This is a genomic window from Mesorhizobium sp. M7D.F.Ca.US.004.03.1.1 (assembly GCF_003998635.1).
In the GTDB taxonomy this organism is placed as follows: domain Bacteria; phylum Pseudomonadota; class Alphaproteobacteria; order Rhizobiales; family Rhizobiaceae; genus Mesorhizobium; species Mesorhizobium loti.
In genome coordinates, this window is the sequence record NZ_RZQG01001546.1 from 1 (window position 1) to 775 (window position 775).

Sequence of the window (775 nt, forward strand, 5' to 3'; positions counted from 1 at the left end):
TACGGCGTCGGCACGCGCTGCTCCGGTGAATTGGAGGGCAAGATGTTCGGCCGCGCCACGGGCTTCAGGAACCAACGGTGGAACCTTGAATAACGAGGTTGAGACGATCGATGCAAGCGGGTGCGTTGCCTGTAACCTGGGTAAGACTTTGGACTCGGCCTGGACCGTGAAGCTTTCGATTATTGCTTCCGCCTGTCCCGGGCTTGTGGTGCGCGCCTCCCATTCGAAACTGAATTCAGCTGGAATGATATTCCCGGCTGATCCCCCTCGCGCTATGCCGACAGACAACGTGGGATGGGGTGTTTCAAACGGGCTTCCCGGATCCGGCATAGCGACCAAGCGATCATGAATTGACTCGACAAGCGTGATCAGGCGCGCTCCGGCATAGATCGCATGAGCGCCGAGACGCGGCATGCTCGAATGTGCGGCCAAACCGGTGACGACGGTTCGCCAATCGTAGGCGCCTTTGTGGGCGTTAACGGGCACCATGCCTGTTGGCTCACCGACGATCACGCAAGCTGGTGTCGGCAAATGGTCGGCAATGTAATCGATCATTGGGCCTGCGCCGACGCAGCCAACTTCTTCATCATAGGAGAAGGCGAAATGCAGCGGACGTTGCAAGGATGCTGCAGCGGCCAGGCGCGCAACCGAAAGGCATGCCGCGACGAAGCCTTTCATGTCCGTGGTGCCTCGTCCAAACAGCGCTCCTTCGTGTTCGGTCAACGCGAACGGATCGCTCGTCCAGTTCTGTCCCGCGACAGGCACCACGTCCATG

General features: G+C 59.6%; 1 protein-coding gene. It reads right to left on the reverse strand.

Annotation, left to right across the window (positions count from 1 at the left end; genetic code table 11):
• Nucleotides 1-775: M20/M25/M40 family metallo-hydrolase (locus EN935_RS38570; RefSeq protein WP_164771854.1), on the reverse strand; the 775-nt coding region annotated here is incomplete at both ends.